General features: G+C 47.4%; 4 protein-coding genes. 3 read left to right on the top strand and 1 reads right to left on the bottom strand.

From position 1 onward, the window contains the following. The first annotated feature begins 285 nt into the window (after positions 1 to 285). Genes psd through lnt form a run of 3 tightly spaced genes read left to right on the top strand, consistent with a single transcriptional unit; the run spans position 286 to position 3,680 of the window. Entirely contained in the window at positions 286 to 1,146 is an 861-nt protein-coding gene (gene psd, locus IT291_01290; protein MCC6219856.1) for a phosphatidylserine decarboxylase, read from the top strand. Next, a complete protein-coding gene (hemC, locus tag IT291_01285) occupies positions 1,136 to 2,086 on the top strand; it encodes a hydroxymethylbilane synthase (protein ID MCC6219855.1) in 951 nt (316 codons plus the stop codon). Before psd ends, hemC begins: the two co-directional genes overlap by 11 nt. After that, on the top strand, positions 2,061 to 3,680 hold the full coding sequence (lnt, locus tag IT291_01280) for an apolipoprotein N-acyltransferase (protein MCC6219854.1): 1,620 nt from the start codon (positions 2,061 to 2,063) through the stop codon (positions 3,678 to 3,680). The genes hemC and lnt overlap by 26 nt, the downstream gene beginning before the upstream one ends. A gap of 4 nt (positions 3,681 to 3,684) precedes the next feature. Here lnt and IT291_01275 read toward each other — a convergent pair. Next, positions 3,685 to 5,230: YifB family Mg chelatase-like AAA ATPase (locus tag IT291_01275; protein ID MCC6219853.1), on the bottom strand; the 1,546-nt coding region annotated here is incomplete at its 5' end.

The raw sequence follows: 5,230 nt of genomic DNA, 5'->3' as shown, positions 1-5,230 counted from the left end.
GAGAGTTATGCCATTTACAAAAAGGATTTTTGTAAATGGTATAAACAGCAAGTGCGTAAGCACTTGCCAATAAACAACAAATACCGTTTCCAAAAAGTAAAATATTTAACTTACTTTTTGGAAACGGTATAGCTGCTAAAGGCCTATTCGGCGGGTCAGAAAGCATTACGAACAAGGCGCAGCATAGTGATGTAGCGCATGGCCGCGCCCACGCTAAGAGCCAGTGTTAGTGAGTCAGCGAGGTAGATAGTAAGGTAGTGGAGAAAGAAGTTGAGGGAGGCGATAATGCGAAGTGGCCTAGGGATGTTATTTTCTGTTTTGGTTCTGCCTTCGAACTGCTTTAGCTATATCGTCGGAAGTCTAGCCCGCGTTAAGTTTCCTTCCTGGATTAACACGAGGTTAATTCGGCTGTACGCTAGGTGCTTTCGCATCGACGTAGATGAATGTGCTAAGAATGTGGCGGATTATCGCAGTTTGGCTGAGTTTTTTGTCCGCGATTTAAGGCCAGGAGTTCGGCCGATTTATGGCGACGTCGTTAGTCCGGTGGATGGATATTTGGTTGAATTTGGCCGTTGCGAAAATGGGCAAATGTTCCAGGCAAAGGGAAAGACTTATAGCACAGCTAGTTTGCTCGGCGATGATGCTTTGGGCAGGAAATATTTGGGCGGAACGTATTTAACGTTTTACTTAAGTCCCGCAAATTATCATCACATTCACTCTCCAGTAGGTGGGGCAATCACTGATATGCTATATATTCGCGGTAGGCTTTGGCCAGTTACTCATTGGGCTGTTAGGCATGTGAGTGACTTATATTCCCGTAATGAGCGCGTAGTGACAGTCGTTTCTAGCGAGGAGTTCGGATTGGTCAGTGTAGTGGCCGTTGGCGCAACTAACGTGGGGGCAATTGCCCTTGCTTACGATGATTTGGTCACGAATAGTCGCGAGCGGATAATGAGTGGGCAAAATTGCGGAACTGAGCAGCGCAATTATTCGCCGGGGAAGGGTGTTATGGTTGGTGAGCGTTTGGCTACATTCAAGATGGGTTCTACGGTCATATTATTGTTTGAGCCGGGGCGCATTTGTCTAAGTGAGCGGTGTGCAAAGGGGCCAATTAAATTTGGAGAGGCATTGAGTTGTGAGAGATAAGAGCTACGTCTTTTGCATAGCTACTCGGAAAAGCACTTTGGCGGTGGAGCAAAGTAACCTCGTGGCGCGTCGGATAATGCAGGTTATTGGCTATAACGCGAAACTGCTAGAAATGAACACCACCGGAGATCGCAAGAGTGACGAGGTGGCACCTATAAAGCGAGACAAGAAGGATTGGATTCGGGAGCTAGAAGATTCAATTTTGGAAGGTAGAGCTGATCTGGCTATTCATTCGGGCAAAGATGTTCCAGTCGATATTGATAAGGATACGATATTAATTCCAGTTCTAAGGAGGGAAAGCGCGTTTGACGTGTTTATTCCGCATCCGAGGGTTAGGGAGAGTGCTAGAGATGTTGAGGGGAAGTTTTTGGAGTGCTTGCCAGTTGGAGCAGTGATTGGAACGTCGAGTATTCGTCGCAAGAGCCAGTTGCTGCGGTATCGAAGCGATATTGAAGTAGTTGAGCATAGAGGAAATGTTCCTACTCGCTTAGAGAAATTGAAGGGAAGCAAGTGTTTGCATGGCATTGTCTTAGCGGAGGCGGGCATTAATAGACTTGGTCTATCTAGTGAAGTAGTTGAGCAAATTGCGCCCGAGGTTATGCTTCCAGCTATTAATCAAGGAATCTTGGTAGCTCAAGTGCGTAGTGGAAACACGTTCGTCGTAGACAGCATTAAGACATTGATTGATGCTGAGACGTTATGTGAGTGGGAGGCGGAGCGCGGGTGCATTGGTGTGTTGAATGCAGATTGCAATTCAGCCGTAGGTATCTATGCAAAGGCTTCTGAAGGCAGTGTTAGGGTAGTATGTAGAGTGCTTTCTCGTGATGGCAAGATTTGTGTTGAAAGAACGCTTGTGGGAGATAGAGCTAGTGCGTATTTGCTGGGAGTCCAGCTCGGAAGGGAAATCTTAGCAAGTGGCGGTAGGGAGCTCCTTGTTTAGGAATTACTTTTTATTTGGCCTAGCAGGGGCGCTTATTGGGTCCGCTTTTTTGTTCCCTCAGACATTTGCCAGCGTAATTTTGGGCTGGCTTGGAGCGTTGTTTCTTTGCCATGCCGTAAATACTTCGCGGCGCGTAATGGTAGGATTGTTTTTTAGTGGGCTCGTTTTAAGCGTCATTGGTTTTTATTGGCTCGTAGAGACGGTGCATTTTTTTGGAGGCTTCAATTACCCTTTAGCCGCCATAATCTTTTCATTATTTTGTTGGTATTCAGCTCTACAGTTTGTACTTTGTGGTGTAATTAGCAGATTCATTGGCGGTGGCGGTTACGGAGGGTTTCCCTGTTTTGCCTTGTCTTGGTTAATAGTAGAGAGCTTTATGCCTAGGATTTTTCCCTGGGCGATTGCGCATACGCAGATAACTTGGGTCTGGTTTTCTGGCCTAGCGGATATTTTCGGGGCGAATGTTTTAAGTTTCATTATGCTGTTGTGGGGTGAGGCGGTGTCGCTCTTGGTGTTGGGTAAGCCTAGAGCGAAGCGTTTTATTTCACTTCTTTTTGTGTTGTCAGCTTGTCTCTTATCAGTGGGCGCCTGGCGCAGTAATGCAGTTTTGGGAGCGTTAGAGAAGGCAGCATCGGTAAGAGTAGCTCTTGTTCAAGGGAATTTAGATGCAAAGCAAAAGGGCGATGTAAATTACTTAGAAAGCAATTTAGAACGGTATCGGGAGCTTTCGGCCACGGCTGTTGACGAAGGTGCTGAACTCGTGTTTTGGCCCGAATCTGTCGTCAATGCATGGGCCCCTGAAAATTTGACATCGGTCGTTAGCACCGAGAATGAACTTTTGCCGGATAAGCCTGTAAATCTTCTCTATGGAGGTTTGTCGTATGCAGAGAGATCGACTGCTGAAGTTCAAGCTATATTGGCGGCTGTCTATGGCGGAGTTAGCAGAGAGTATATTGAGCTTATACGGTTTGCCTACTACAACACTGCCTTTGGTGTCGACGAACGCGGCGATGTTGTAGGGAGATATCACAAGCGCGTATTGATGCCATTTGGTGAGTATATCCCATTTGCTCGGGAGTTCCCTTTTTTGCAGAGTCTTAGTCCGCAGACTGGCAACTTTGATAGTGGTAAATTAAGCGAGCCGATTTCTTTTAATTTGCGCCTAATGGGGGCGGAGGGAGTAGTAGAGGAGCAGCAAGTAAAAGTCATGCCGTTAATTTGCTATGAGGATTTGGTTTCTAGTCTTGCTAGAGAGGCAGTTCTTAAGGGTGCTAATATTCTAGTAAATCTTACAAATGATGCTTGGTATGGCAGGACGGCAGCGCCCTTTCAACACAACCTTTTAGCCGCCTGGCGAGCCATTGAGACAAGGAGATTTTTGCTTAGAGTAACCAACACTGGATATACGGCTGTTATCGATCCTTTGGGAAGGACTCAGGGAGATTTGGAGATTTTCAGCAATGATTATCTCATAGCAGACGTAAAGCCCCTCGCGGTTGAGACTATATATGCACGTTTAGGAGATCTAGCGCCTTTACTTATAATTGGCGCTGTGAGTGCTTTGTTGTGGGCCAGCCGAAAAGCTCGCCCATAAGACCTCAAACGGTCGATGGCACGTTTTTTATAAAGGAACGATACGAAATTGCCTCGCAGACGTGTTTTTCTTGGATTTCGGCGCAGTCGTCCAGATCGGCAATAGTCCTCGATACTTTTAATAACCTGGTGTAGCCGCGAGCGCTTAGTTGTAGGCGCCTAGCTGCTGATTCGACTACCTTGCTTACTGGTGATGAGCAGATACAAAAGCGCCGTATGTCACTCGTGGCCATTGTCCCGTTAAGAACCTTGTGAGATTGGTAGCGCGAGGATTGTACTTGTCGCACGCGACTAACACTGTCAATCATTTTGTCAGTTGGATCTGCCTCCTTATTGCCCGCTTGCATCTTGTCTACCGAAATTTGTGGAACCCAAATGTGCAGATCGATGCGATCCAATAATGGGGCAGATAGTTTTGCGTTGTATTTTTGCATTGTGGTCAAGCTGCAGGTGCAGTTCTGCTCGGTTGAACCTTTTTTGCCACAGGGGCATGGATTCATTGCTGCTATGAGTATAAAATCCGAAGGCAATGTGATGCGGTAATTAGCCCTACTAATAGTTATTTTTCTGTTTTCAAGGGGTTCGCGCAGCGACTCCAGTGCATTTCGATTAAATTCGGTTAGCTCGTCTAGAAAAAGCACTCCGCAATGGGCGAGCGATATTTCTCCCGGCACTGCATTGGAACCACCGCCAATGAGCCCCGCAGTGCTAGTGGTGTGATGGGGGTTGCGAAACGGGCGCGTAGTGATTAGTTCTTGAAAATCGCCTTGACCATTCGGAGACTCGGTGCTTCGCGAATGTATCTTCGTTATCTCAATCATTTCCTCGCGGTTAAGCTCGGGCAAAAGCGAGGAAGCTCGCTTTGCGAGCATGCTTTTTCCGACTCCTGGTGGGCCAACCATAAGCAAATTATGCCCCCCAGCAGTGGCGATTTCTAAAGCGCGCTTGGCGTTATGTTGGCCGACAACATCGCCAAAACAATAGCGCCGTCCGTTTGTTGGGCTCTTCGTGGTCGGAAGGGATCTCTCTATATCGAGATTCCCATTTAAGAATTCAACAGCATGAACTAGGGACTTAATGGCAAAAACTGGAATCGTCTCAACCACAGCCGCAGTGGCAGCATTTGCCTCCGGGAGTAACACTGCTGAAAAACCATTGCTGGCGGCATACGACGCCACGGCCAATGCTCCGGGGACGCCTTTTACACGCCCATCTAGTGCAAGCTCGCCCAATATTAGATATTTGTTTGCTGGAGAGTGAGAGATCTTTCCATCTGCCGCGAGGACGGAGAGTGCAATGGTTAAATCAAAACCAGCCCCGTATTTTGGCAATGATGCCGGCGCTAGACTCACTATGACTTCGTGCATGGGGAAGGAGAAACCGCTATTTTCAACGGCACAGCGTACCCTATCTTTGGATTCGCGCAATGCATTATCAGGTAGCCCTACCAGGGAAAACCGCCGCAAAGAACAAAGAATTTGTGCTTCCACCGATACGCCAAGTGCCTCGACTCCTACGATGGTTGCTCCATAAAGTGTTGTGGCCATAAGT

It is taken from the genome of Deltaproteobacteria bacterium, from assembly GCA_020845775.1.
Classification (GTDB): domain Bacteria; phylum Bdellovibrionota_C; class UBA2361; order SZUA-149; family JADLFC01; genus JADLFC01.
This window is presented reverse-complemented; position numbering and strand designations above follow the sequence as displayed.

Excerpts from the sequence above, each read along its gene's own strand:
- psd (MCC6219856.1), top strand. The coding sequence starts at position 286 with ATGCGAAGTGGCCTAGGGATGTTATTTTCTGTTTTGGTTCTGCCTTCG.